General features: G+C 43.6%; 23 protein-coding genes and 5 tRNA genes. 21 read left to right on the forward strand and 7 right to left on the reverse strand.

Going from position 1 to position 25522, the window contains the following annotated elements; genetic code table 11:
- Window positions 1–71: 71 nt before the first annotated feature.
- Window positions 72–3434 (forward strand): tetratricopeptide repeat protein, encoded by a 3363-nt coding sequence (locus tag NYE25_RS26765; protein WP_341147279.1) that lies wholly within the window; start codon window positions 72–74, stop codon window positions 3432–3434.
- Between the two features lie 122 nt (window positions 3435–3556).
- Complete coding sequence (locus NYE25_RS26770) at window positions 3557–3727, forward strand: hypothetical protein (RefSeq protein WP_156113060.1); 171 nt, start codon at window positions 3557–3559, stop codon at window positions 3725–3727.
- 75 nt (window positions 3728–3802) lie between these two features.
- Here NYE25_RS26770 and cmpA read toward each other — a convergent pair whose 3' ends face one another.
- On the reverse strand, window positions 3803–3940 hold the full coding sequence (gene cmpA, locus NYE25_RS26775) for a cortex morphogenetic protein CmpA (RefSeq protein WP_094874036.1): 138 nt from the start codon (window positions 3938–3940) through the stop codon (window positions 3803–3805).
- A gap of 65 nt (window positions 3941–4005) precedes the next feature.
- The gene (locus NYE25_RS26780) at window positions 4006–4368 is read right to left on the reverse strand and encodes a hypothetical protein (protein WP_042124766.1); all 363 of its coding nucleotides are present in this window, start codon (window positions 4366–4368) and stop codon (window positions 4006–4008) included.
- 120 nt (window positions 4369–4488) lie between these two features.
- Here NYE25_RS26780 and NYE25_RS26785 point away from each other — a divergent pair, with 120 nt between their 5' ends.
- Window positions 4489–4959 (forward strand): SprT family protein, encoded by a 471-nt coding sequence (locus NYE25_RS26785; RefSeq protein ID WP_081382729.1) that lies wholly within the window; start codon window positions 4489–4491, stop codon window positions 4957–4959.
- Between the two features lie 13 nt (window positions 4960–4972).
- Here NYE25_RS26785 and NYE25_RS26790 read toward each other — a convergent pair whose 3' ends face one another.
- Window positions 4973–5611, reverse strand: coding sequence for a pentapeptide repeat-containing protein (locus tag NYE25_RS26790; RefSeq protein ID WP_341147280.1), 639 nt, complete (start codon window positions 5609–5611; stop codon window positions 4973–4975).
- Window positions 5612–5815: 204 nt separating this feature from the next.
- Between NYE25_RS26790 and NYE25_RS26795 the strand changes: the two genes are divergently transcribed.
- Entirely contained in the window at window positions 5816–12637 is a 6822-nt protein-coding gene (locus NYE25_RS26795; protein ID WP_341147281.1) for an S-layer homology domain-containing protein, read from the forward strand.
- Window positions 12638–12837: 200 nt separating this feature from the next.
- On the opposite strand, the gene NYE25_RS26800 is transcribed toward NYE25_RS26795, so the two are convergent.
- Window positions 12838–13269, reverse strand: coding sequence for an Lrp/AsnC family transcriptional regulator (locus tag NYE25_RS26800; RefSeq protein ID WP_149645207.1), 432 nt, complete (start codon window positions 13267–13269; stop codon window positions 12838–12840).
- Between the two features lie 126 nt (window positions 13270–13395).
- Here NYE25_RS26800 and NYE25_RS26805 point away from each other — a divergent pair, with 126 nt between their 5' ends.
- The 9 genes from NYE25_RS26805 to NYE25_RS26845 all read left to right on the forward strand — a co-directional run bounded on the left by NYE25_RS26805 (window position 13396) and on the right by NYE25_RS26845 (window position 17638).
- Window positions 13396–14148 carry an MBL fold metallo-hydrolase gene (locus NYE25_RS26805; RefSeq protein WP_341147282.1) on the forward strand — a complete coding sequence of 251 codons (753 nt, stop codon included), beginning with the start codon at window positions 13396–13398 and terminating at the stop codon, window positions 14146–14148.
- A gap of 153 nt (window positions 14149–14301) precedes the next feature.
- A tRNA-Asn gene (locus NYE25_RS26810) sits at window positions 14302–14377 on the forward strand.
- A gap of 7 nt (window positions 14378–14384) precedes the next feature.
- Window positions 14385–14473: transfer RNA gene (locus tag NYE25_RS26815), tRNA-Ser, on the forward strand.
- A 287-nt stretch (window positions 14474–14760) separates the two neighbouring features.
- Window positions 14761–15207 (forward strand): oxidoreductase, encoded by a 447-nt coding sequence (locus tag NYE25_RS26820; protein WP_341147283.1) that lies wholly within the window; start codon window positions 14761–14763, stop codon window positions 15205–15207.
- A 26-nt stretch (window positions 15208–15233) separates the two neighbouring features.
- On the forward strand, window positions 15234–15659 hold the full coding sequence (locus NYE25_RS26825) for a GNAT family N-acetyltransferase (protein ID WP_341147284.1): 426 nt from the start codon (window positions 15234–15236) through the stop codon (window positions 15657–15659).
- Between the two features lie 47 nt (window positions 15660–15706).
- Complete coding sequence (locus tag NYE25_RS26830) at window positions 15707–16312, forward strand: class I SAM-dependent methyltransferase (protein WP_341147285.1); 606 nt, start codon at window positions 15707–15709, stop codon at window positions 16310–16312.
- 265 nt (window positions 16313–16577) lie between these two features.
- Window positions 16578–17030 (forward strand): DinB family protein, encoded by a 453-nt coding sequence (locus NYE25_RS26835; RefSeq protein ID WP_341147286.1) that lies wholly within the window; start codon window positions 16578–16580, stop codon window positions 17028–17030.
- Window positions 17031–17477: 447 nt separating this feature from the next.
- A tRNA-Glu gene (locus NYE25_RS26840) sits at window positions 17478–17549 on the forward strand.
- 6 nt (window positions 17550–17555) lie between these two features.
- Window positions 17556–17638, forward strand: a tRNA-Leu gene (locus tag NYE25_RS26845).
- Window positions 17639–17712: 74 nt separating this feature from the next.
- Here NYE25_RS26845 and NYE25_RS26850 read toward each other — a convergent pair.
- Window positions 17713–18336 carry a hypothetical protein gene (locus NYE25_RS26850; RefSeq protein WP_341049802.1) on the reverse strand — a complete coding sequence of 208 codons (624 nt, stop codon included), beginning with the start codon at window positions 18334–18336 and terminating at the stop codon, window positions 17713–17715.
- A 229-nt stretch (window positions 18337–18565) separates the two neighbouring features.
- On the opposite strand from NYE25_RS26850, the gene NYE25_RS26855 reads away from it, so the two are divergent.
- Together NYE25_RS26855 and NYE25_RS26860 are read left to right on the forward strand one after the other, a co-directional pair.
- Entirely contained in the window at window positions 18566–18931 is a 366-nt protein-coding gene (locus NYE25_RS26855; RefSeq protein ID WP_149645200.1) for a helix-turn-helix domain-containing protein, read from the forward strand.
- 83 nt (window positions 18932–19014) lie between these two features.
- Window positions 19015–19097: transfer RNA gene (locus NYE25_RS26860), tRNA-Leu, on the forward strand.
- Between the two features lie 50 nt (window positions 19098–19147).
- On the opposite strand, the gene NYE25_RS26865 is transcribed toward NYE25_RS26860, so the two are convergent.
- Window positions 19148–19675 carry a GyrI-like domain-containing protein gene (locus tag NYE25_RS26865; protein ID WP_341147287.1) on the reverse strand — a complete coding sequence of 176 codons (528 nt, stop codon included), beginning with the start codon at window positions 19673–19675 and terminating at the stop codon, window positions 19148–19150.
- 175 nt (window positions 19676–19850) lie between these two features.
- On the reverse strand, window positions 19851–20330 hold the full coding sequence (locus tag NYE25_RS26870) for a glutathione peroxidase (RefSeq protein WP_341147288.1): 480 nt from the start codon (window positions 20328–20330) through the stop codon (window positions 19851–19853).
- A 339-nt stretch (window positions 20331–20669) separates the two neighbouring features.
- Here NYE25_RS26870 and NYE25_RS26875 point away from each other — a divergent pair, with 339 nt between their 5' ends.
- The 6 genes from NYE25_RS26875 to NYE25_RS26900 all read left to right on the forward strand — a co-directional run bounded on the left by NYE25_RS26875 (window position 20670) and on the right by NYE25_RS26900 (window position 25501).
- On the forward strand, window positions 20670–20948 hold the full coding sequence (locus NYE25_RS26875) for a hypothetical protein (protein WP_042124803.1): 279 nt from the start codon (window positions 20670–20672) through the stop codon (window positions 20946–20948).
- 93 nt (window positions 20949–21041) lie between these two features.
- Window positions 21042–21461: a thiol-disulfide oxidoreductase DCC family protein gene (locus NYE25_RS26880; protein WP_341147289.1), complete on the forward strand. Its 420-nt coding sequence runs from the start codon at window positions 21042–21044 to the stop codon at window positions 21459–21461.
- Between the two features lie 74 nt (window positions 21462–21535).
- Window positions 21536–22444, forward strand: a complete 909-nt coding sequence (locus NYE25_RS26885; protein ID WP_341147290.1) for a copper amine oxidase N-terminal domain-containing protein — start codon at window positions 21536–21538, stop codon at window positions 22442–22444.
- Window positions 22445–22480: 36 nt separating this feature from the next.
- Window positions 22481–22915 (forward strand): DUF6526 family protein, encoded by a 435-nt coding sequence (locus NYE25_RS26890; protein ID WP_341147291.1) that lies wholly within the window; start codon window positions 22481–22483, stop codon window positions 22913–22915.
- 188 nt (window positions 22916–23103) lie between these two features.
- Window positions 23104–24267 (forward strand): hypothetical protein, encoded by a 1164-nt coding sequence (locus tag NYE25_RS26895; protein WP_341147292.1) that lies wholly within the window; start codon window positions 23104–23106, stop codon window positions 24265–24267.
- Complete coding sequence (locus NYE25_RS26900; RefSeq protein WP_341147293.1) at window positions 24260–25501, forward strand: CpaF family protein; 1242 nt, start codon at window positions 24260–24262, stop codon at window positions 25499–25501. The genes NYE25_RS26895 and NYE25_RS26900 overlap by 8 nt, the downstream gene beginning before the upstream one ends.
- Window positions 25502–25522 lie beyond the last annotated feature (21 nt).

Below are 25522 nucleotides of genomic sequence, written 5' to 3' on the forward strand. Positions count from 1 at the left end.
ATTATCGTCAATTGTTTAAAAGCGCTTGCAACGATAAATTAGAGCTATATCACGAAGGAGGAGAGAACGAAATGAGTATGAAAGAGCCTTCTACAATCTTAACGAACAGCGTCCGCATATGGGAGGAAATGGCTGAAATTCCTACCTATGAAACAGGTGAACCCGATAAAAATCCAATGTTCCTCGAGAAGCGAGTCTATCAAGGCAGCTCGGGGCGAGTATATCCACATCCTGTGGTTGATAAAATTATGGATGAGAAAGAAATGAAATCGTATCAGATGGTAATGCTCGAAAATGAATATGTACGCATCGAGATCATGCCTGAAATTGGCGGCCGTATCTATCGTGCTCTGGATAAGACAAACAATTATGATTTTGTTTATTATAATCGCGTGATTAAACCTGCGCTTGTTGGTCTGACAGGACCATGGATTTCAGGTGGAATTGAATTTAACTGGCCGCAGCATCATCGTCCGAACACGTTTGGCCCTGTGGAGCATGTAATTACGGAGAATGAAGATGGCAGTGCAACCGTATGGGTGAGTGAAATTGACCGGATGTATGGAACGAAGGTCACAACGGGCTTCACGCTGCATCCTGGAAAAGCCTATCTCGAAGTTACAGCACAGCTATATAACCGAACTTCGGAGCCACAAACCTTCTTATGGTGGGCAAACCCTGCGGTTGCAGTCAATGACCATACGCAATCGGTGTTTCCACCGGATGTCACAGCCGTATTCGACCATGGTAAGCGTGATGTGTCCAGATTCCCTATTGCAACAGGAACGTATTACAAGATGGACTATTCCGAAGGTGTAGATATTTCGCGCTATAAAAATATTCCTGTTCCTACCTCATACATGGCGTACAAATCCGAATATAATTTCGTGGGTGGCTATGATCATGGGGTTGAAGCGGGTCTGCTTCACGTAGCGAATCACCATGTATCTCCGGGTAAAAAGCAGTGGACTTGGGGGAACGGCGAATTTGGTCAAGCGTGGGACCGTAATTTAACCGATGAGGATGGACCCTATATTGAATTAATGACAGGGGTATTTACGGATAATCAACCCGATTTCACTTGGCTCCAGCCGTATGAAGAGAAGTCATTTACACAATATTTCATGCCATATAAGAACATCGGTGTTGTGAAAAATGCTTCTATTGATGCCGCCGTTAATCTTGAGGTGGATGAGACTTTACAGACTGCCACTGTGATGGCCTATGGAACTTCGGTATTCGAGGGAGCCGTTATTGAACTTAGAGGTCAGCATAGAACGTACGTGAAGGATACCGTTACGCTCTCACCAGAATTAACCTATAAATCTGTCATTACGTTAGATAAAGTGGATCAGCCGCATCACTTAATCCTAACGGTGTTTGATGTGAACGGAAACAGTCTCATATCTTATCGTCCAGCGAAGCCTAGCATTGAACAGGTTCCAGATGCAGCTAAGCCACTTCCACTACCGGAAGAATTAAAAAGCACAGAGCAGTTATATTTGGCTGGAGTTCACCTGGAGCAATACCGTCATGCCACGTTCGAGCCAGAGCATTATTATGAAGAAGGCTTAAGAAGAGATGCATCCGATATTCGGCTTAATGTGGCTTATGGGACGCTGCTGCTTCGTCGAGGATTGTTCAAGCAAGCGGAAAATCATTTCCGTACGGCTATACGATCGCTGACTTGGCGCAATCCGAATCCATATGATAGTGAAGCATACTATCAGCTTGGTGTAGTTCTCAGACTGCAGGATCGCAAGGAAGAAGCATTTGCTGCCTTCTACAAGGCGGTATGGTCTGCAGCATTCCAAGACAGTGGATACTATGCATTGAGTCAAATTGCTTGTGAACGTGGGGCGTATGAAGAAGCGTTGGAGCTCGCAACTAGAGCTTTGGCACGTAACACAAGAAACTATAAATCAAGACATGTAAAAACAGCATTCTTACGCAAGCTTGGACGTTACTCTGAGGCGATTACATTCGCAGAGGAGACATTGAAACTAGATATCGCGGACTTCGGGGCAGCCTATGAGAGAGTGCTTACGCTTACATTGCTCGGGCGACAAGAGGAAGCAGCTGAGGCTCAGATGAAGCTTGCACGGTTCATGCGAAACGATGTGCATAACTATTTAAATTTAGCTTCCGATTATGCAGGTAGTGGATTGTTCGCGGAAGCTGCACAGGTGTTAGAGCAAATTCGTAGGATATCGAATGAACCCAATTATCCGATGGTGCATTACACATTGGCTTATGTACACGAGAAAATGGGCCGTGAGGAAGATGCGACAGCGCAGCTTCAGCTTGCTCAATCCGCATCTTCTGATTATTGCTTCCCGAACAGCTTGTTTGAGCTGCAGGTATTAGAAAGCGCGATTGCCTGCAATCCGCTAGATAGTAAGGCTCATTATTATCTAGGAAATCTATTCTATGATAAAAAACGTACCGACGATGCCATTCGCCATTGGGAGCAATCCGTCGCGCTTGATGATCGTTTCCCGACGGTTCATCGTAATCTTGCGCTTGCTTATTACAATAAGCGTAATGATGCTGAGGCTTCCTTGCAGTCACTTGAACAAGCTTTCCAGTGCAATACGAATGATGCGAGAGTATTCTACGAGCTGGACCAATTGTATAAGAAGATGGGTGTTTCTGCTCAGGAGCGGATGGCAAGACTGCACCAGCATATGGAGCTGGTGGAGAAGCGGGATGATCTATACCTTGAATATGTGACCCTACTGAATTTGCTTAGCAAGTATGAGGAGGCTTTGTCAGTTCTATTACGACGCCAATTCCATCCATGGGAAGGTGGCGAAGGGAAAGCTACGGGGCAATATGTTTTGGCGCTTGTTGAACTGAGTAAGCAGGCGAATCAGGTAGGCCAATATGAAGAGGCTATCTCATTATTAACACGTGCGCTTCATTATCCAGAGAATTTAGGTGAGGGTAAGCTCGATGGTGCGCAAGAGAATAATGTGTATTACGAGCTTGGTGTAGCTTATAACGGATTAGGCAATATGCAAGAAGCTGCACGACACTGGGCGATTGCGTCTCAAGGCTTGAAAGAACCAGCCAGCGCGATGTACTACAACGATCAGCCGCCAGAAATGATCTTCTATCAGGGCTTAGCATGGGTACAGCTGAATCATCCGAAGGAAGCGAAACGTCGTTTTAATAAGCTGATTGATTTCGCAGAAAGACATCTCTTTGATGAGGTAAAGATTGACTATTTTGCCGTATCATTGCCTGATTTCCTCGTATTTGAGGATGATCTGAATAGACGCAATCAAATTCATTGCTTGTTCATGATGGGTTTAGGTTTATTAGGCTTAGGGAAAATGGCAGAAGCGAAAGAACGATTTGAAGAAGCGTTGCACTTGGAGCCGAACCATCAAGGCGCGCGAATTCACAAGGCGATGTGCTTGGAATCATAAAAGAAATAAAGCAGTTTCATGATGCCGGAAAATAACTGGTTCGATTTGGAATTGTGTTTCAACTCTGAAAGCCCCGGGTTAATGGAGACTATCTACCAGCCTATATTCGAAAGGAGAGATTGATGATGGAACCGGGCTATAAAGATAGAAGCGTTGAAGTGGAGCATACAGAGGTGCAACGGAAATCGGATTCCAGTGTTGTCGCATCTACCTTTATTAAATATGCTGCTTATATTATTATTTTTTTCGGAGCACTTTTCTTCTTGGTCAGATATGTATTCCCTATGTTCTAATTCGGATTCCAACGAATCCTATACAAAAATCCATCCCCTGTAAGTAGCGGGATGGATTTTTGAATTTAACGAATCCTATAAATTTCTCTGGATGGAATCCGGTGATTCCGCAGAATTACGATAAAAGAACCAGCACTCGTTCAGCAGCTTGATCTGACGGCGGTCTTTTTTGTAATAGGCTTTCATCAGTTGATGGCAGAGCCACTGTGGCAAGGGTATCACTCCTCTAACTGCTTACGTAAGTTAGCATATGGAGAAATGAGCCTAAAGGTGACGATTTACAGAATGCTTTCTGCTTCCTCTTCGTACCATTGCTCTAATTGCGCTTGCAGCGCCCGAATCTCGGTCAGCAGGGAGATGAGTGGATAGTTCTTTTGCTCCTGAACAGAGGCAAAGGCCTGTTCCAATCTATTGATATAATCCAGACCGGACTCCAGGGAGTAATCTTCGCGTAGCAGATCCAATGAATCACACTCAGCAATAGCTAAGGGCAGATCCGGTACATTATCGGCTGTCAGCTTGTCGATTTCTTTGTTTAGACGTAAATTGAGTGCACTTAGCTGGTACGCATATTCCTCGGGCATTTCCACGAATTGCAATTCTTGATGTTGCTGCAAAATTACATACCGCATTTTCGGCATTGGTCATTCTCCCTCCGTACTTGTCTTCCTTCTTGACAGTTTAGCCTATGCACAAGTTACAATTCAAGTAGAGATCTTAATTCCCGTGGAAAGGACTTGTGATAGAACGCTATGGAAACGATGAGCAACGAAGAGCTGCAGCTGTGGATTGAGCAGGTATCACGGGACAGCTTTGGCGTACCCTTTAGGCACAAGGCAAGCTTTAACAGCAGATTATCTTCAACAGGCGGTCGATATTTTACCAAGAGCCATAATATAGAGATTAATCCCCATCAGCTTGCTATGTTCGGTAGAGAAGAGACGGAGAAGATTATAAAACACGAGCTCTGCCATTATCATCTGCATTTGGCGAAGCGAGGGTATATGCATCGTGACACTGATTTCAAAAGACTGCTGGCACAAGTCGGCGGGAGTCGCTATTGTCAGACATTGCCGGGTGCGAAAGCTCGAAAGTCACTCCCTTACCGGTACAAGCTGATCTGTACAGCATGTGCTATGGAGTATCCGCGTAAGCGAAAAGTAGACCCAAAGCGCTACCGCTGCGGCAAATGTTCGGGTAAGCTGAAGCTGCTAGCGCTGGAAGTCCAGTAAGTAGAACAGCACGTTATTTTATAACCAGACCCATCAATCCAACAAAGGAAACAGCTTGCTGAGGCGAAATGATACATCCCTCCAAATCTTGTATATCCACGATCAAGCCATTAAACTCGCAGTCACTAAGATCGATTCCGTTAAGCTTTGATCCTGACAATGTGGCTTGATCAATATTACATTCGCTGAAGCTGACTTTCTGGAAATTCGATTGGTAGTAATCAGAGCTCATCAATGAACTATTCTCAAAAGCAACCTGCTTCAGATTAGCCATTCGAAATGTTGCGAAATCCCCGATACAATCTACCACGCGAACATTCTGGAATCTGCCTCTTGTGAAGTCCGTACCGATGAGCTTGCAGTTCCTGAATTCGGTTCGATGAATAATTGCATTCGTAAAATCCACATTGGATAGATCGCATCGCTCAAAAATTACATCCATCAGTTCAATCCCAGTTAAGGACGACTCGATAATCGTAACATTTTTGAAAACCACTTGATCAAAGCTGACTTTATTCGCCTCTTGATTATCAATAACTGTATCGCTTATGCTGCAACGACTGAATTCATCTTTGGTTTGCAGCGAGTATATTTGCTCAGGGAGTAGGGCGTCTGGATCTGATATTTTTGGTGAATCCATTTTGAATTTCATATGTACCTCCATTTAATGAATGCTCGTTTCTAATTAAATTAACTATCATCGGGTTCAGCGGATTTGTCAATTTTCAGTAGTACTCAGGCCTATCGGGAGATCCGTACAAATACACCTTTTTATGGATAAAATCACACATCGTTTTGTAAGCGTTGCCAACTTAAGATGGAAGGGAAGTCCATATTAGGTAGAGGGGGCACATTTATGAAAAGATTCAGGTCCGCGATGGCGGGTCTGCTCGCGATGCTGCTGATTTTCTCAAGCTTGCCTGTGATGGGAATCGGTAGCGGTTCCGTAGGAGCAGAAGGGGTTGGAGGAACAGGCGCAGGGCTAATTCCATCAGGGACAGTACTCATCAAGAATAAGTGGAAAAATAATTTCTTATATGAAACGTCTGATGGTATCGTGCGTTATGGCATGACCAATCCAGCGGACACATCATCGCATTGGACAGTGGAGACTGTAAATGGTTTGTCACGGATTAAGAATGTGAAGACGGGCCACTACATTACAATGGCTGGTAACAACGGCAAAGAGGATACACTTAAGGCGGCAGATCTCCAAGGAGCTGGAAGTGTTACGGATCAATGGTTGATCGATACTTCCAATAGAAACGGATACATGATCATCCGAAGCGCGAGCGTGCCTGAGAGTAAGCTGGTTATCCACGAGGAGAATCAGCTTGGTTATGCGCAAGTAAGCTCGGATATCAATATTACGTTTGAGAGTCCGCAGTGGGCTTTTATCGATCCTAACGCAGGAACAGTACCTGTACGGTTGGAAAGCCGGATGCGTCCCGGTCAGGTGATGTATGAGGAGAAAGGAAATGTACTTTACGGTAAACAGCCTTTGAAGAATGAGGCTGCCCAGTGGTTTCTTGAGCCGGGAACGGACGACGGAACACTGATGATTCGAAACCGTGAGACGGGTCATTATATTAAGCAAAATGAAGTGACTTGGGCTGGAGTCTTTTCGCAAGAAATCGATCCGGACAAGGTGATGCTAAGTGAATGGGTGAAAGAAGATGCACCAGGCGAGGATGGAGCGGGTTTTATTACCTTAAGTAATAAAGGATTAACCGACGGAGTTAAGCCATTATGGCTGAATCCTCAGTTTGAGGAAGATAACAACGTGCGCTCTAACAGCTGGCCGGGTGAAGCAACCAGTCATAATGCCCAGTGGACAGTTGTCCCTATTTCCGAGTTGCAGCCGGTACGCTTGGCAACTTATACAGATGCACAAGTAGCTACAGATTTCTTGTATGAATCCGCAAACGGTGCACTTAAGCACGGATTAATTGCTCCAGATACTGCTGATTCATCCGATTATCTATGGTATATAGAGGATTATGACGGTAATAAACGTATCCGTAATGCAGCAACTAATCATTACCTTTCGTATAGTGATGGCACAGCCAAGGCTGAGCAGATCAGCGGAAGCCACCCATCGGATCAATGGAATTTTAAAGATTCTGATGATTATGATGATTATCTGACAATAGAAAATGTAGAGAGCAAAGGCATCTATCTATCTACCTTGGGTGGAGACAGTGCTGGAGCGAGTGGGGATGCGACTTCATTAAGCGCCCAGTGGCAGCTTCTAGACCCTAACACACCAACAGATGGCACCATTCCATATTATCGTATTCAAAATGGCTGGAAGTCTTTTTATTGGTATGAATCTGCTGATGGTCTCTTGAAATATGGAAATATGCAAAAGGATGGCTCCGATCAATGGCTGATTGAGAAATATAATGGCCGTAAGTTATTCAAGAACAAGAAAACAGGCCACTACATTAACACAATGAATATGCCAGATGGCCATATCCAGGTCACTGAGCTTCCAGACAGGAATAATGTGGAGCGGGAATTTATCTGGACAGGTAAAAATATTGGCGACAACACATACGTAATCAGCAGTGTTCTCGATAAGGAACCTAATAAATTCCCTGAGAAGTTCATTTCACTTCAAAATCTCACTAAATACGCCGAGTATGGTGTGATCAATCCAGGCTGGGGCAGCCCACAGTGGCGATTTGTTGCCGTTACTGAGAAAAAGCCGGACTTGTTCCGCTTCAAGCTAGACGCTGTAAATGGTGAGGATCAATATCTTAAGGATGGTCCTTTGTTGACTTCTCCAGATGTACTAGAGAAATTGCTAGAATCTAAGACAGTCACCGAAGCTGTCTATGATTCGCAGGACACTGAAGCAGTGGTGCCGCAGGATAAGTCGGAATCTGCAACCGCTGATCCAAATCCTGTAGCTTTAGCTGCTGCGAACGAGGATGTAACAGTAGGTCAGGCTACTTATGGTTCACTTGATATGAATGACGATACCTTTGTCTGGCAGCTGCAAGAAATAGCTGGCAGCAATGGATCTGTGAAGATTAAAAATAAAGGTACTGGACGTTACCTCTCCCTGGAGCATATAGGTGGTGCAGTAGATGAGATTGAGCCTAATGTTGCCGTTCAGACACTGCAAACCGTCTATGATGTATGGGGCAGCATTAAGTGGATTGTGGATATGCAGCCTTCAGGTCTGACTACTTTCAAGAGTGGATGGGCTGGCCACTATATGTATGGGGCTTCTGATGAGAATGGGAATCCGATTATAAAGATCAGTAAGGCTCCCGATGCAGCGGATAGAAACAGTGCTCATTTTGCCGCTGAAGCCGTTGAAGCGATTGCGCCACCTATCCCTGCTTACCCTGTAAGATTTAAGAATGCAAGCAGCGGGGAGTATTTATACGAGAATGAACACGGAGTTGTTCTGTACGGGCAGCCGTCAGCAGAGAATGGATTCTCGCATTGGAATATATCTGTGCAGGACGGCAAACAAACGATTATCAATCGAGCAACAGGCCATTATTTAACATTGAATGGAGATTATTCATACTTGGAGAGCAGTAGCGCGGAACCGGCTATAGACGGAGCATCTGCTTGGGATGTAAGCTTGGCTTCCGATTATACGCACTACACCATTCGTAGTCTCTATGGAGAATACGACGATGAATTAATAAACATTGCGAATAAGACAGGATATGCTGAACGTGCGCTCCTACTAGAGAGTGACGGTTTAGCTCAATGGACACTTGAAGCGGCTCAGCAGGAGTTTACTACTCCGTCTGGAGAACTGCGCAATAACAATACAACAACTCCAGTTCAGAATGATACCAACATTATAACGATCGTGCCGAAAGGGCTGACTGGTAAAGTATTGGCTGAACAAGAAGGGGCACTCGTATATGCAGAAGCCTCCGACACGGCGGCTCACACCCAATGGATCATCCAAGATGTAAATGGACGTAAACGCATAATGAATGTTCAGACCAAACATTATCTTTCTTTAAATGAAGCAGACCAAGCCGTCTTGTTAGCTTCTGGGGAAACAGAACGTTCCCAGTGGACGCTGGAAGAGAAGTTAGGCTACAAGCTCCTGTTAAGTGCGGATAATACAGCCTATCTTACTCACGACGCATCAGCTGTTCAACTTGGTTCTGCTGTGGGAACCGATAGCACTCTTTGGAGCTTCCTGCCTATCCCTACAGATGCAATGTATGCAGGAGGAGAAGCATTCCAAGGAGATCATGTTATACGGTTTGCAGTCAATGCCCAGCAAGCCGGTGAATATGATGCCGTTGTTCGTTACAAGAATACTTCCAGTGATGTAACAGATCTGTTGCTTGAGGTGAACGGCCTGAAGGAATCAGATAAAGTTAACGTGGTCAAGACTTCCTCTTGGAAGACTGTACAGGTGAAGCTGCAGCTGCGTGCAGGAATCAACACCGTTTCTCTAAGCAACGACAATATCGATTGGAATAAAGTAGGCATTGATAGCCTGACAGTAAAAAATAGCGTGAACAAAGTTTACCGCGGGGCAACAGTTCCTTATATTAGCTATGAAGCTGAGGATGCAGTGACTAACGGAACACTAATCGGTCCTTCGCGGAAATATCGCACTATGGCTTCTGAGGCTTCTGGACGACAAGCCGTCGCCTTGAAGAATACTGGGGACTATATAGAGTTCAAGCTTGCAGAAGCAGCTAATTCTATTGTTCTGCGCTATTCCATTCCGGACAGTTCGGATGGTGCTGGTGCTGAAGAAACACTGACTCTATATGTAAATGGAGTTAAGAAACAGCTTAATTTGACTTCAAAATATGCTTGGGAATATGGTAGCTACCCATGGTCAAATGATCCTCGTCAAGGTAGTGGACATCGCTTTTTTGATGAAATTCATGCTCTGATTGGCGATGCTCCTGCCGGAGCAACCATTCGTTTAGAGAAAGGAACAGGAGACCAAGCGACTTCATACGTCATCGACTTGGTGGATATGGAGCAGGTAGCCCCTGAGTTGACTCGCCCTGCCGGCTTTATTTCTGTAACGGATTTTGGAGCGGTAGCCAATGATGAGGGAGATGATACCGCAGCCTTTAAGGCAGCGCTTGCCGAAGCGAAGGCAACAGGGAAAGGGGTTTGGTTCCCGGTAGGTACCTTTAATGTCGGAGAGGGTCTGCTGGATCTGGATACAGCCGAAATCCGTGGAGCAGGCATGTGGTATACGGTTCTGAATGGCGCCAAATTTTACGGTCACGGTGGCAAGGTTGGCGTATACGATCTATTGATTGAAGGTGGCATTAATGTACGGGACGATGAAGCGTTCACTAACGCCTTCCATGGTGCTTTTGGCCAAGGCTCGGTCATTCAGAACATATGGATTGAACATACCAAAGCAGGCTTGTGGTTAACACAACCTATTGGTGAGAAGGCTCGTACGAATGGTTTGTATATGGCAGGTCTTCGAATCCGCAATCTGATGGCGGATGGAATTAACTTTGCTGTAGGCACTGGCAACAGCATGATGGAACAAAGTGACATCCGCTATCCAGGGGATGATGGTATTGCGATGTGGTCGTTCACAGATACCAAATTGAATGAAGTGAATGGCGCGGAACGGACATTTAGCTATAACAATACGGCACGTTTTAATAACGTCTCACTGCCATGGTTGGCCGATAACATTGTGGTCTTCGGTGGTAAAGATAACAAAGTTCAAGATAACGTGGTAAAAGATACTGTAACTAACGGAGCCGGGATCGCTGTATCTACCCGTTTCTCCGCAGAGCCGTTCCAAGGAACGACTATCGTTGAGCGGAATACATTGCTTCGCACAGGTAGTTATGATTCGGGCTACGGGGTAAACCTCGGTGCGTTATGGCTGTACGCTGGTGAGAGCAACCTAAAAGGAAAAGTACTCATCCGTAACAATATGGCGCTCGACAGCACCTATTCTGGCCTGATTGCCCACGGTAATCTGGAGGGAAGTGCCCTCACGACGATTGATGGAGTTGTTCTGACGAATAATGTATTAGACGGTGCAGGTACGAGCGGTATAGAAGTAACGAAAAATCTGAAAGGTAACCTGCTCGTCGACAACTTGATTATTCGTGGTGAACGGATGAACCTCCTGTCCAATGCATCTCCTGAATTTAGCATCATTGAACAGAACCAAGGGATAGCCACAGCTGTTAAACCTTTCTCCATCAAGCTAGCAGATGGACAGAGCGGACCTGTTGTACTAGAACAAGGAAAGTCAGCTATTCTTCAGGTGTTGGACAAAGAAGGAGCGGATATTACTACACAAGCTACACTTAATTTTATGAGCAGTGACATTGCTACTTTTACAAACAACAGTATCCATGGAGTTAAAGCGGGAAGCACAGACTTCACGGTAACTGTTGGCAACGATAAGAGGGTGTATACAGTTGAGGTGGTGTTACCTAATGGTGGGACGGATCCTGTGGATCCGACTGAACCAACGAGTACTCCTGATCCGGCGGGGTCAGTAAATCCTGTTACACCTGTCGCTACACCAACGCCAACACCAGCTGCTAATCATGATGCGCAGCTAAAAGCTAAGGCGACTGCTGGGCAAGCTCTTATCGAGATTTCAGCTAACGGAGATGGTATAGCTCGCTTTAGCGCAGAAGCTCTACGCAATGCAGCAGCACTTAGCCCGAATGCGGTGCTTGTCATTGCCAGTGGCGATATGAGCTATCGCTTCCCGTTAGGACTCGTGGAGAGCGTGCTGAAAGCGGCACAAATGCCGGCAGGCACTTTAGAGTTCCAACTAAATCCGCTAAGCGGAAAAGGATTGGAACAACTGCTTGCCAAGGCTAAGCAGCAAGGTTTTAATGTGCAAGGAACTCCGGCAAGTGTCACCTTAAAGGTCACAGATGGCAAAAACACTGTACCTGCTAATGGGTTCGGCACTACGTATGTAGATCGTACATTTATGATGGAGGGAGCACTGGTTGCAAAGACGGGAGTAGTCCTTATTTACGATGAGCAGACGGGTTCTTTCCGTTATGTACCTGCATTATTCGAGATCGTAGGTGGGATGACCAAGGTTACTGTTAAGAGCAGCAGTGCTAGCGGGATATTCGTCGTTGCACAACATCCTGTAACTTTTGGAGATATTTCTTCACACTGGGCAAAGAACGAGATCGAAACGCTTGCCAGTCGACTGATCTTGACCGGACAATCCACAGATAACTTTGCACCTCAGAATTCCGTTAGTCGTGCTGAGTTCGCAGCTATGCTAATTCGCTCTTTAGGCTTAGCCGCTGCGAACACAACGAAGACCTTCAGTGATGTGTCTGATTTATCATGGTATGCTGCAGACGCCAGAGCTGCAGCAGCCTTAGGACTGGTTCAAGGCTATGAGGATGGCACCTTCCGTCCGAACGCCCCTATTACACGGGAGCAAATGGCTGTTATGGCAGCTAGAGCACTGAAGCTGTTAAACCTTGGAGCAGGAGAATCTGGGGCTAACCCTGCGACAAATGCATTTACAGATTCATCTGCTATTTCTTCTTGGGCTAAAGAGGCTGTGAATGTCTTAACAGCAAAAGGAATCATGAAAGGCCAATCGGCAGATAGCTTTGCACCTGGCAGTGATACTAGCCGTGCAGAGGCAGCCGTGATCCTAACAAGATTACTTAAAGCCGCCGGATTATTGAATTAAATTTCTACTAAAAGAGCAGCTATTCTCCAGTAATTGGAGGATAGCTGCTCTGCGTTTTTTGGACGAAGGCTGTCTGCCAGAACATATTTGGTGATTTTCATGCCAATAGCGACTAGAGGGTCCGTTAGTATGCCAAATATTCGATTATGCTGCGTAAAAGGTCAACTGGCTCCGATAGCGGCCTCATAGGCGATACAGCCTTATTTAAGCTTCCCCATCGATAAATTGACTCTGTAATTTCCGAACTTTAGCAGCTCGTCGAGAAAGTTATTCAAATCCTCTTGGCTTCCCGTACGAACACGTATCCAATAGCAGCCTTCTCCACTGACGCGATGCATTTCTTTTACGCTGTCATGCTGCTTTGCGAATGTTTGAAAGGCTGGATGTACCGTATTCGAACCTAGAAAGACCGTTATAAAGGCATTGATCGCCTCACCAACTTTATCTGGATTCCAGCGGACGGTGTAGCCTTCAATCACTCCGGTGTCCTGCATTTTGCGAATACGTGCGCCCACAGCTTGGCCTGTCATATGCACTTGCTGCCCAATGTCTCTATGACTGATCGTGGAATCATCAATTAGAAGCTGTAAGATGCGAAAATCCACATCATCTATGGAATAAGAACTCGTCATTATTTAAAATCCTTTCTGCGTGAAAGTAGAACAGGCCAATCTCTTTCCAATCTCAATGTATTCTGTTTCAAGGTCCAACTATAATTAATTGTAGCAGAAGATATCTGAAAGAAAGAAGGGCTTCCGATGAAAATACAGCATATTCGCAACGCGACCCTATGGCTAGAGTATGGTGGTAGTACATTTTTAATTGATCCTATGTTGAGTGAGCAAGGTGCTAATCCACCTATTTTAAATACTGAAAATGATCGCCGCAATCCGCTCGTTCCTTTGCCGGGAGCCGTAGAACAATGGCTGAGTCCTAATGCAATTCTTATCACACATCTTCATCAGGATCATTGGGATGTCGCTGCCGTTTCCTTGCTGCCGCATAATCTACCGTTATTTTGTCAGGAGGGGGACAGGGATACCCTAGTAGAGCAGGGATTTGAGAACGTCTCGGAAATCGCCGATAAGCTGACATTCCAAGGAGTAACTATAACACGTACCGGTGGACAGCATGGAACCGGAGAGATTGGCAAGCTGATGGGGAAGGTATCCGGGTTTGTCTTTCAGGCGGAAAACGAACCAGTTGTGTATTTGGCAGGAGACACGATTTGTTGTGATGAGGTGAAGATTGCACTCGATGCCTTTAAACCTGAGGTGACGATCGTTAATGCTGGTGGAGCGCAGTTTTTAACCGGAGGTCATATCACAATGAATGAGCAGGATGTCGTAGACTTATGCGAATATGCTTCTTCTACTAAGTTGATCGCTGTACACATGGACGCCATCAACCATTGCCTTGTTACCCGGGATAAGCTAAAAGCTCACTTGGAGAAGGAGGAGCTACAGGATCGAGTACAGCTTCCGCAAGACGGGGAATGGTGTTACGTATAAACAAAGGGGGTGATTAATCCCCTCTTAAATCTAGCTAATGGCAGAAATAATGCATGAATTTGAAAACGATCACAAAAATTATTTTACCTGCTTGACTAGACCTTGAAATCATGATAAATTAATTCATGTTCACTTCTAATTTACTTCTAATGTTCCCTGATAGCTCAGTTGGTAGAGCACTCGACTGTTAATCGAGTTGTCACAGGTTCGAGTCCTGTTCGGGGAGCCATTTTTATGGAGAGATACCCAAGTGGCTATAAGGGGACCCTCTGCTAAGGGGTTAGACTGCGTAAGCGGTGCGTGGGTTCGAATCCCACTCTCTCCGTTCTGAATTACATAAGAAGAGCTTCCATTATGGGGGCTCTTTTTTTGTTGTGTAAAATTATTTTGCAGTGGCTAAATGCGACATATATGGATTAGTGGAAGTATTGGGGGCAGATCACGCGGATGTGTGATTTGTCTTTTTTAATCTGAATTATCAGTGATCAAATTCAATATTTTGGAAGGAGAATAGAGTGGGAAAGGCGAATGTTTACTTGTTAAGTTTCATGAATCCAGCTATATCAGCTAACGCAACATTCATATTACTGAAAGAAATTTAACGGAGGGAACATGAAAACTATAAATCAATTACAAACTAAACCTTCAAGTAGATATGATAGTTTAGATCCGGATCAAGAAGGAAATAAAAATACCAAATTTGCTGACATAATAATTGATGGCAGGTCTCTTTATCAAATGCTGAAAAGACATGACATGGTTCCATCCCTCGGGTGGGGGAGTGAAGAGCATCAAAGGAAAATGATTAACTATTTTTTATTAAACCAAATGCATGAATATATGTACTACAGATACCCAATACTAGTCTGCCCTTGGTGTGGAGATGAAGAGTGTGGCTTTATATCGGTATTTATTGAGAAAGAAGAGGATCTTATCATATGGAGAGATTTCAAACGGGAACCCAGCAATAAAGCTATTGATGTTGGGCCTTTTTATTTTAAATGGGATGAGTACGAGAAAGTTATAAATGAGACTTTTGGAACTGCGGGGATTCAATGAAAGAGATAAACCATCAGGAGGAACTTATGTCGATTAATCCTAAGATACTTTATAGCACAAATGAAGAAACAGATTATGTCAGAAAAAAACTTATTGAATTTAATTCTAAACAAGTACCAAATGGCATCTATGAGGAGGTAAATTTATGCTTGAAGGATGATAACGGAGATATTGTTGCCGGTATCAACAGTGCGATATGTTGGAATTGGATGGAAATTGGTGTTTTGTGGGTGGATGATAACTATCGTAGTCAAGGTTACGGGAAAAGATTATTGGAAGAAGCAGAGAAAGTTGCAAGAGCAAAAAAATGTACTTTTATAAAATTAGATACATTCAGTTTTCAAGCGCCCGAATTTTATATGAAGTATGGATATAAAGTAATTGCAACTATCGAAGATGCTCCGCTTGGAAGTAAACACTTTTACTACAAGAAGGATCTTAGTTATGAGTAAGGTGGTTTGAGAAAGGATTAACCTAAAATCAAAGGAGCGAAACAAACATGGAGCTTTTTAAACAAATACCCTTGTACAGATTTTTGGCTTTATGTAATGAAAGTGGCATGGAAAAGACCATATTAGATTGTGGGGCAGGAGGGGATACTCCTCCACTAAGTTTGTTTGCGAATTATGGATACGCTACATATGGAATAGAGATGAATGTTGAACAAATGAACAGAGCTAATCAGTTCGCAGCAGAAAGAGGGCAGAATTTAAATATATATCAGGGTGACATGAGACAGTTGGCATTAAACGATGAGTCGATGAGTTTTGTGTATTCGTATAATTCTATTTTTCATATGAAAAAACAAGATGTGAAAGAAGCAATAAATGAATTGAAACGGGTGCTAAAACCTGGTGGCTTATTATTTGTTAATTTTTTAACTATCAAGGATTTTCGAGTCGGTGACGGAGTTGATTTAGGAGAACATCAGTATGAGCAAATGGAAGATGATGAATTAGTAATTCACTCTTATTATGATTATGATGAGGCGGACTCTATGTTTTCTGATATGCAATTAATATATAAAGAAGATCGAGTGCTTGAAAGAAAGTTTGAAGGCGAATGGATACGGCAAGGGTTTATCGATTACATATATAAAAAATAAGCTCTTGGAATGACAGCTTCGGTTTTTGTAAAGCGAGTTACTAGTAAGTTGAGTTCCAAAGAGGTTGGAACTATTAGCTTAAAGCAACACGAAATTAACATTACTGTCAGAGATGAACTTGGTCATAGTCTATTAGTGGGCGCAGCTGATAGTGAAGAGATGTTCTTATTGGCAAGGTTGTTACAACATTCAATGAAATCAAATGATGTAATCTTTTTAGAAAGAGTTATTCTGGGATTATGATGATAAAAAAGGAGATATGTAAATGAATAACAGATCAGACTTGCTAAATCAGTTTAAGGAATGGAATGGATTTGTTCTAGAAATTATTGATTTAGATTGGAAAACACCCATCGCTGAAGGAAAATGGACAATTCATGATGTTGTTAGTCATATTATTTTATGGGATAAATACTTCTATGAATCGACGATAGAACCGATAGCATGTGATAAAGCGATAACACTTCAACTTATTGATTACGATCAATTCAATAATGATGCTGTTACATATGGTAAGACAAAAACCAAAGATGAATTAATAGAATTGACTATGAAGTATCGTAACTTACTATTAAATTGTATAAGTAACCTTGAAGAGGGGAAATACTCGGGGAAATATGTTGACGGAAGGTTTTCCTTTGAGTCCTATTTAAAGGATTTTATATCGCATGACCGGCATCATATGATGCAGATTAAAGAATTAAAAGGGAAAAAATGAACAGCTTACAGCTTATTCTCCTTCCGTTTATCGGTTGGGAATAAGTTTTTTTTGTATGTACCAATGAGACAAATGTTATATCCAATCTAGCAGCCTCCTTAATATCTCTCGTTCTTACACAGACAGCTATACTTTCGTTTACACATCAAGGAGATATGTCTTATTATAACGGTCTTGCGGCGTGAATTTTTCTATTGAACTTATTCGTTACGAGGATCATGGTCCTAGAAGGAAGCTTCTTTATGTTCATGAGATACACAGCACTCCAGGGAACAATATGAGGAGATAAAGGTCAGAATTAGATCTGATTGGAATATAGAGATGGATAGAGATGATTGAAGAATCGAAGAATGCTACAGGCTGAAGTGGTGTGAAAAAAAAGTGCTTGCCATGTCTTATTATTTCTGGTATCATAATTTTTGTTGTCACGTTAGACAACCTTGCTAAGGCCCGTTGGTCAAGGGGTTAAGACACCTCCCTTTCACGGAGGTAACATGGGTTCGAATCCCATACGGGTCATATTATGCGGTAGTGGTGGAATGGCAGACACGCTATCTTGAGGGGGTAGTGGGTGTATACCCGTGGAGGTTCGAGTCCTCTCTACCGCATACAAATAAAAAGTAAGAAATCCTTTGCTTCGCAGAGGTTTTCTTACTTTTTTTTATAGGGTTAGACAAGTTGATTAGTTCTTGAAGGCTCTTGCATATTGGGGGTAGAGCTGTCTGACACAGTCTGGGCAAATATCATGGGTGAATTGCAAAGAAAGCTGATGTTTTAAAAAATGTTCAATGTTGATCCATTCATCCTTAGAATTTCGAATGGATTTGCAGGAAGCGCAGATGGGGATTAACTCTTGTGTTGGCTGACATGTCGAACAGATGCTTGTGATCCCCGACATCTTAGTTCCTTCTATAAATACACCCAAATCATATAGAGAAATTATAAAAGCAGCTTCTAGGTAATAATCAGAGAGCAGCGGATAGATTTCCAAACGAAAGATTCGCGTCCCTTTATAGGCGGTTTGTATGATGAACTCAGAGGTATAAATCTGTTGCTCTCTGCGGAGTATAATTTTCACCGAATCATAAAGCTTGGCCCATTGATCGGAATCGATAATCACATCTTGCAGAAGCTCCGAATAATAAGCTCCAATCCATTGTTTGTGAGGGGAGAGGCCATATTCATGACTAAATGCTTTCCACTTCCTGTTGGTGAAATGGATAACTCCTTGGCTGTTGATGACCACTGCATTGTGCGGCAGATATTCAAGTGAATGGATAATGGAAGATGATAAGCATTTTGACAAAAGTCACCGCTCCCTCCTAGAGATCCTTCGGGATGACATGTTAATTAAGGGGGTCAGACGGCATTACATCAGACACTTGTCACCTGAGCGCCTCTTATCGTCACTCTAGCCATATGATATAATCGGATAATACATAGTAACACCAATTATATACTTTTTTGCGTTATTTTGCAATAGTAAATTACTTAAATAAGTCTTTTTTTATTTTTTTGTGAAGGGCGGTTTACGGATGCAGACCATATACGAACGTATAGAGTACTTAATTAAGCAAAAAGGTCTCACCAAGAAATCATTCTGCGAGCAGTTAAATATAAGCACAGGTAATATGGGAGATTGGAAGCGGGGCAAATCTACTCCGGGAACACATAAATTAATTGAGATCGGCGCTTTTTTTCATGTAAGTCTGGACTGGCTTATTTTAGGTAGAAATACATCTGAAATATTGAAAGAGAGCAATGAGGACTATGATTTCGGAGAAGCGAAGTTGAATGAAGATCGAACGAATGAATTGCTTCCAGAGGAAAAGGAATTCATTAAAGAATACCTAGCATTCACTGAATATCGTAAGCAGAAATGGGCCGACGAAAATTCTTAAATCAACGCCTTTACATTTCGGGGATGTACATTTATAATAATGAATGTTGACCTCAAACAAAGTTTTATGTTTTATCTCACCGCGCGGTAGTGGTGGAATGGCAGACACGCTATCTTGAGGGGGTAGTGGGTGTATACCCGTGGAGGTTCGAGTCCTCTCTACCGCATACAGAATGACGGAAGAAGCCTTGCGATGCAAGGCTTCTTTTTTGTGTGTTTAACGAGCTTTCGGAAAATCCTGCTTTTTCGCGATAGGGACGCATAAATAGGCTTCGAATCGCTCATCATCCGGTCCGGAATTTTCCGTATATTGTACGAAGAAGACACCATCAGGATTGAAATTATATTCGGAATGCGGTAGCCATTCATTATTTATATGATTACAAGTGGCCTGAAAAGCCGAGTGAGGCACCCCGTTTGCCGTAAATATAGCATAGGTTGATGCTGGAAAGGTCTTCTGCACAAGCCCTTCAGGAATGAAGCCGAGCTGTTTCACTTCGACCGCAAGGAAGAACTCATGATCCCAAGCAGCTTGTTCCCACAATCGGGGTACGGATGTACGATTCTGAAATAGACCCAGATAACAACCGCTGTCTTGAACTTTTGAGGGGATGGAGTCAAATTTAGCATCAATATCTAACTCGCCAAAAACAAATTCCCAAAGATTCGGATAAGGCTCTCCAGAGGCATTAACATTTGTCCAACCGATAACATGAAGTTCTGGCAAATCACGCAGTTCAACCATTGCTTGACCCTCCCAGTAATTTTTTTTCATCAATATTATAAATTATTCCAAAGGGGTTAGGAGGGGGATTTATCACGATATCATGATTAATGACAAAAAGGATACTGACCGCATATCACCTAGTGGGCTGAGTGATGTGGCCAGTATCCTTTTTTAAAATTTCTTATTGAATGGATTATTTCAGAAGCTTGGAGATATAGGATTCGATCTGCTGAGGAGTAGTTTTAGGAGCAAAACGCTTAAGGACACGGCCTTCTTGATCCACCAGGAACTTGGTGAAATTCCATTTCACGCTTTTTGAACCTAGAACACCAGGTGCTTCCTTTGATAAGTATTTGAATAATGGGTGTGCTTCATCACCTTTTACATCAATCTTATCGAACATTGGAAAAGTTACCCCATAGTTAATCTCGCAGTATTCTGCAATTTCATCACTTTCGCCAGGCTCTTGGCCAGCAAACTGATTGCTTGGGAAACCAAGTACTTCGAATCCACGATCCTTAAATTTCTCGTACACTTCCTGAAGCCCTTTATACTGAGGCGTAAACCCACATTTGCTAGCTGTATTCACAACAAGGAGTACTTTACCTTTGTACTTGGACAATGATTCTTCTGCACCCCGAAGAGTGTTGACCTCAAAATCATAAATACTCATGGATGCCACCTCCTTTGTAATTCCCAATTTTAATTTATCGCAATTTAATTGTACACTATTTATGAGGGTGAGCCAAATAAGAAAATTCTATGAACCATTAACGCCCATTCGGTTTATCAAATCACAGCAAAATGAATGATTATAAATTAAATGTATCTGTATATATTTTATGGAAATAATGACTGAATAAAGGCGTTGATCAGAAAAGAGCAATAAATAGCCTCCGTGTTAGGCGTCTTTGGTTGACATCACTCTTAAAATTCTTTAATATGTCTAAGTATCTGAGAATATGTTGCGTGTGCAATTTACAACCAAAAATTTAAATAATGGGTGATGAAGATGTCTTACAGACCGAATATTACGAATGTGACCAAAGCCAGCAGCAACGATAAGGAAGGATTGTACGAGTTCATTATCAAGCTTGCTGATGGAACGGAGTGCCGTGCGTTTTATAATCGGTTTCCGGAATGGAAAATGACGAACATCAGCCGCCTGCTTAAAACTCCATGTCCAATTTGCCGCAAAGATTTCATCTGTAAATGCATGGAGGCATTCACTGCTGATTTCGAAGGACAAATGATCGGTGATCAATGGATTGAAAAGGCAATTGCTGAATAATTAAAGAACGGTACATGTTGGCGCGGGATTCTATCCCGCGTTTTTGTTTACCCAAAATATGCGATACACTTATCTTTATAGGGAGGGGGAGCTATGAACGAGGAGCTGAACATTATGCAAAATAAGTCCATTGTGTTGATTGATGGGGTGTGTCATCTTTGCCAAGGTTTGATTCGTTTCATCATCCCGCGTGATCCCAAGGCTAAATTTCTATTCGCCCCTTTACAAAGTGAAATTGCCGCTAAGCTAATGAGTGAGGCTGGACTCCAACCTGGGCAGTTGAACACAGTTGTATTGCTGGAGAACGGTGTGTATTATACAGAGTCGGCTGCTGTACTGCGGATTGCACGTAGATTGAGATGGCCTTGGCCTGCTGCGTATATCTTCATTATAGTGCCGCGCCCAATACGGAATACCCTCTACCGCTATGTTGCAAGGAATCGTTACCGTTGGTTCGGGCGCGATGAGCAGTGTCTACTCCCAACACCGGAGATTAATCAAAGATTTTTGTAATCTGGGATTTGGCTAGATGTTATAATGTAACCATAATTTGGTATAATTAAGGACATTTAGCGAGGGGCGAAGGGATGTTGCGAAAGGCAGGGCTTTATCTATTAATAGTTATGCTAGCTTCTTTAGGTACGATGGGAACGGTATCCGCAGATGCTAAGCTCAAGGTAATGGTGAATAATTCGAGCGTGAATTATAGCGTGCAAATCGTCTCTGGACAGACGATGGTTCCGCTGAAGGCTTTTGAGAGCTTCAAGAATACTTCTATTCAGTGGGAAGCCCGTACAAAGCAAGTAACGATCGTTAGAGACTCCATGAAGATTATGCTTGCTGTGGGTTCTCGAACGGCGTGGAAGAACTCCGAATCTGTACAACTGGATGCACCTGCTAGCATCATGGATGGAAGAGTTACGGTGCCGCTGAGATTTATTGCGGAAGCTCTTGGAGCAAGAGTAACGGTAGATGCTACTACGAATACTGTCTGGGTTCAGGAACGTGCAAATGCGAAGCTTGTGCAGAATTATAATAGTAGGGACTTGGTAGTTTCCCGCATTGCTGCTTTACAATTCCCGGTTGAAGAAAGAGAACCGTCCCAATTAACGGGTGATAATGAAGCGTTGTCTATGTCGTATTATTTTCCTGAAGGCAGATCTGATGGATATTTCATAATCTATGGGCATTTTGTATCGTATTATGAGATTAAAGACAACATTAGAACAGTCGTATGGGAAGCAGATCTGGACAATTCGAAAGAGGCTGATAAAAAAGATTTTACCGCGATATTCGGACACCCCATTGCAAAGGAATATGGTAAAGCCCCTGTTTTAGCCCCATCCTATGCCTATTATTATACGAGTGTATGGGGAAGTCAGATTATTTGCGGAATCGTTAATGCGGATGCAACGACTAAAGTATCAGGGAAGTCGCTGAACTGGGAGAACAACAAGCCCTTTATCGTGGCTATTCCCGGCGAGACGGAGCTTTAAGCGCTCTACAAGTCATATTAAATATGGAGATGAATTATGAATAAAGGCAAGCCCAAGGGATTTATGCGTTTTGATTGGCCTTTTCATTTTGTGACGATGCCGCTTGCGCTAATTTTGTTTGTGTGGTCGGCGATTTATGCTGTTCAAGAGATACGTGATGATGGTGCTTTAACGGTACCATTGCTGTTATTCGGTATGTCCTTATGCTTACTTATTGCGATTACAAGAATTCGTATATATGCGACAAAAAATCAGGACCGCGTGGTGAGAGTGGAAGAGCAGTTTCGCTATTTCCGTCTGACAGGCGAAGCTTTGAGCCCAGAGCTTGAAATAGCCCAAATTATAGCGCTACGTTATGCGGGTGATGATGAGTTTTCAGCACTGTGTCAGCGGGCGGTGAAGGAGAAGCTCAACCCTGCCGATATTCGGTCTGCCATTAAGAACTGGCGCGAAGATAAGATGAGAGTATAGTATCCAGCTAGTGTGCGAAAAAACTTATTGCTGCCTTCTTATATATATGCTACTATAGCTGTAAATTAAAGGAATAGTAACGGAAGCACCGTTCAATTACCGTATCCACGGTTATTGTCGGTGCTTTTTTTTGCTGTCTTTTTTTGAGGAAATAATGGATTACTTCTTATCGAAAGGAGCGTGGTTTCATGGCGGCAAGGATTGTGCTCGCAGTGCGTGAAAGTCAATATATCGAACCATTACTGCACTATCTTCATCACAGCGAGTACGGAGAAATGCTGCGTATTACGGCTTTTAGCCGAATGGATGCTTTTATCGAATTTATGAGGGGGGAGGACATCCCGGATGCTGTTGTGGGGGACTCTTCTTTTATTGAGGCTTGGCTAGTAGAGGGGAAAAGCACGGTTCCATGGGCAGTTTTGAGTGAGGATGGAGGTTATCTCGGTAAGAGTGTTAAGAGTCTGGGAGGGGGAGTGATGATTGCCAAATATCAGGCGCTTCCTTCCCTCCTGGGAGCATTTCTCCAGTTATGTGAAGTTCAGAGAGGTAGAGGATCTTCTGTGCTAGATGAAACGCTGTTGCTGGGGGTTGTCTCTGCTAGCGGCAACATGGGCAAAACAACGATAGCATTGAATATGGCGAAGCAGCTTGGTGAAATGGGCCTTTCGGTGTTTTATCTGAACCTTGAGAGTGTAGACAGCAGTGGGTTGTTTCTCAGAATCCCTACAGGTCATACGGCTGGACTAGAGCGACTGCTATATGAAATAAAGGCTAATCGAGACAAGGATGAAGCGGATACGATTGAATTAGGACAATACTTCATTAGATATGATCACCTCCGAACTGCTGCTTTCAGACCAGTTATTAATGTGAAGGAAATGCTGCAGATGACTTTGCAAGATACGCTGGATTTGTTAGAGCGGCTGGTTGCGGAGAGAAACTTTGATGTTGTTATTGTGGACACCGGCAGCATCGAGGAAGAGCGTGCGAAGGCTGTGCTGCAGCGAAGTGGGATTCTACTTTGGGTCCTGAAAAATGATGATGTAAGCATGTATAAGACTATGAGATGGCTGTCGCATTGCACCGCTCCTAACTCTGGCATGTCCCCCCATGTGATGGACAAGAGTAAATTTGTAGTGAATTTTGCAGTGGATCGTTTGGAAGAGTGGGTGCCTCCTGAAGGAATTATCATTGAAGGCGTATGTCCCTTTATCCCATCATGGACGCTGCAACACCGTGAGGAGCTCTTTTTGAACTCTCCACAATTTCAGCAGGAGATCTTGCAGTTGTGCAAGCGGATTGTAGAGCCAGCACTCCCATTAGTTTTTACAGGGAAGAATATCCATGAATGAGGAGATGTTCAGGGCGCTGCGTAGTGAGATTCGTGCAGGGCTTGATGTGACTTCTGCAGTAGGAAACCGTGAACTTACTGGGTTTATCGAACGAACGATTCTAGAAAGTGAAAGCCTCCGTTTCTTAACAGCACAGGAGAAGCATGAGTTAGTTAAGAGACTATTTGACTCCTTCCGAGGGTTGGATGTGCTTCAGCCATTAGTGGATAATCCGGCGATCACGGAGATTATGATCAATAGTCATACTGAGATTTTTATAGAAGAGGAGGGTCAGATTCGTCGTCTTCCTTTGGAATTTGAGTCCAGCAGCAGGCTGGAAGACATTATCCAAACGGTAGTATCCGGTGTTAACAGGGTAGTAAATGACTCCTCTCCTATCGTTGATGCCCGGTTGAAGGATGGATCCCGTGTGAATATTGTACTTCCGCCAGTCTCACTGAAGGGACCAGCGATGACCATACGTAAATTCCCGGAGAAGCCGATGACGATGAATGAATTGGTGAGCCGTGAAGCTTTAAGCCTGGAAGCAGCAGAGCTACTGCAAATCTTAGTAGCTGCTAAATACAACATTTTTATAAGCGGGGGAACGGGCTCGGGGAAGACCACCTTTCTAAATGCATTATCTCAGTTTATCCCTTCACAGGAGAGGGTCATCACAATAGAAGATTCTGCTGAGCTACAGATTGTAACGGTACCAAATCTGGTTTCCCTGGAGACTAGGAACGCGAATACGGAAGGCAGGGGGGAGATTTCTATTCGAGATTTGATTCGTTCTTCGCTGCGGATGAGACCCAATCGAATTGTTGTGGGTGAGGTACGGGGAGCGGAATGCCTCGATATGCTACAGGCGATGAACACTGGGCACGATGGAAGCTTGTCCACAGGGCATAGTAACAGCGCGCACGATATGGTCAGTCGACTGGAGACGATGGTGTTAAGTGCTGCGGACCTGCCGGTAACGGTTGTTCGTCAGCAGATCTCATCGGCGATTGATATTTTCGTACATTTGTCCAGGCTCCGTGATCGTTCTAGGCGAGTGATGGAGATTAGTGAGGTTGCAGGCCTGAAAGATGGAGAAGTGGTCTTGAATCCTCTATATGAATTTCGAGAGTCCGGTGAACGAGAGGGACGGGTACAAGGAGGGCTGGTTTCTTGCGCAAACCCGCTTATGCATACAGCAAAGCTTAGAATGGCTGGTGTAACCTCCTACCCGTTATCACAGGCTGGATTCTGAATTCTAAAAGGGGGAAGAGGT

The organism is Paenibacillus sp. FSL E2-8871, from assembly GCF_038000345.1.
In the GTDB taxonomy this organism is placed as follows: domain Bacteria; phylum Bacillota; class Bacilli; order Paenibacillales; family Paenibacillaceae; genus Paenibacillus_AQ.